Here is a 2,041-nt window from a genome sequence, read left to right as displayed (position 1 = left end):
TGGAAATGGAAAAAGCAAAAAAGCGTGGTCGACCTGCTCAGTTGTTACAGATTGCTGAGTTACATGCATTTGTAGAGTTTTTAGAACAGCAAGAACAGCTTTCTGATCTTCAATCTCAAGTGTTAAAGGCTTTAAATAGTGTTGATTGTAATTTTGAGGGGCTAACTCAGACAGATCAGGTTCTGGTCAAAGAGGCTTTAAAACCTTATCGTGAACATCTGAAGTTGAAATTGCTGTTTGAAGAGTTGAATAATCTGCCTCTTAAAACCGAGTATGAACAGAAGTTTTTAGATCTGTATGAACTTTTTCAAAAGAATGCACTAGATCAGATGGAACTAAATATTTTAAAAACCTTGGCGACACGGTATCTGAATTTTAAAGCGCAAAAGCTTGAATACAGTGATTTAGAATTGTATTTGAGTCAGCTACAGAAGAAGGATGCTGGGAAAAAACGCAAAGCTGAAAATCAACGTAAATTTGAATTAGGTGGTGCTGTTCTTGTCGCATTTAAGAAACTCAATATTGATATTAGCAATGATACTCCTCAACAGATTACCAATCGGATTGTGAATACGACAAAGTTTCATAATGAAGTACGTAAATCTTTAATTTTTAAAGATGTTAAGACATATGAAAATGAATATTTTAAAGCAAATAAACTTTTTATTCAGGTGTTAGAAGGATTACATACCTGGCAAAAGGGCGGAGAATTATTGTCAGTAATTGAAATTAAAAAGGCCTTAGAAAAAGGCGAAGAGTAGTTTATTTAGCAGGGATTTTAGAGAAGTTGGACATTTCTATTTTGGGCTTACAATCGAATTTCGTATACAGAGACATTATGTAAATTTAGAGTACACCCTAAAGTTACAATCTGAAAGTTCATGAAATTATGTATCATTTAAATGATTTTTAATCATAAATAACATGTAACTTTAGTATTAAGGATTTATAATTTACGAAATTGTTCATTTTTATCCAATTGGGGCGTGAAAAATTGAAAGGCCAAAAAGTAGGGTATATCCGGGTAAGTTCTGTCGAGCAAAACACTGGACGTCAACTTGAGGGAATTGAAGTCGACCGGATTTTTGTTGACCGTGCTTCAGGTAAAAATACTGACCGACCTAAATTTCAGGAAATGTTGAACTATATCCGGGAAGGGGACAGGGTGATTGTACATTCCATGGATCGTTTTGCGCGAAGCCTGAAAGATTTGGTCACTGAAGTAGATAAACTGGTCAAACGAGGGATTGCCATCCAGTTTGTAAAAGAAAATATTACTTTTACGGCCGAATCCACCCCGATGGATAATTTGATGCTGCAATTGATGGGTGCTTTTGCACAGTTCGAACGTGAGATAATTTTAGAGCGGCAAAAGGAAGGAATAAAACTCGCCTCTGCTCAGGGGAAGTACAAAGGTCGGGTGCATAAACTAAAGCCTGACCAAGCTGAAGCTTTACGACAAGCATGGAGGGAAGGGAAGTATCCATCAAAAATGGCATTAGGAAAAGCTTTTGGGATTAGTCGTCAGGCGGTATACCGATATTTACAAGTTAGTGAATAGCTTATTGGGATTGGCAACTAAATTTAGTTTAACTTATAAAAATCATGAAACATTGTTCGAATTTTAAGCGTGGAACATAAATAATCAATAAAAAGCCGCTCTGGTACCCTATGCCCCACAACGGCTTGATCTAATATACTGAAATTTAATGATAAATATCAAGTATTTCGTATAAGGCGTATTATGTTAATTTTAGATTTACTAAAACTATTTTTTGAGAACTAGGCTGTTATGGGAACTGTAAAGCTCAAATCTTCTGATGAAGTTTTTCAATTAAAAATTAGTCTGCTAGGTAGTGATCCTGAAATCTGGAGAACTATTCAAATTTCATCGGCAGCTACTTTATCTAGGCTCCATAAGGCAATTCAATCTGCTTTTGATTGGGAAGATAGCCATTTACATGAATTCACGACTATTAAGCATGAAAAGATCAATAAAAGACAAAAATTGAAAGAAGTTCTACGTGTAGGTAAAAAAATT

Annotated in this window: 3 protein-coding genes; all 3 read left to right on the top strand. The window is 35.1% G+C overall.

The window, feature by feature from the left end; genetic code table 11:
* A partial coding sequence (locus R5R67_RS19250; protein WP_318755186.1) for a hypothetical protein occupies positions 1-761 on the top strand: 761 nt, incomplete at its 5' end.
* 233 nt (positions 762-994) lie between these two features.
* Positions 995-1,561, top strand: a complete 567-nt coding sequence (locus R5R67_RS19245) for a recombinase family protein (protein WP_114231170.1) — start codon at positions 995-997, stop codon at positions 1,559-1,561.
* Positions 1,562-1,792: 231 nt separating this feature from the next.
* Positions 1,793-2,041, top strand: a 249-nt coding sequence (locus tag R5R67_RS19240) for a plasmid pRiA4b ORF-3 family protein (RefSeq protein WP_318755185.1), incomplete at its 3' end; no start/stop codon positions are given.

Source organism: Acinetobacter sp. OYA S30 (assembly GCF_033599315.1).
Classification (GTDB): domain Bacteria; phylum Pseudomonadota; class Gammaproteobacteria; order Pseudomonadales; family Moraxellaceae; genus Acinetobacter; species Acinetobacter baumannii.
This window is presented reverse-complemented; position numbering and strand designations above follow the sequence as displayed.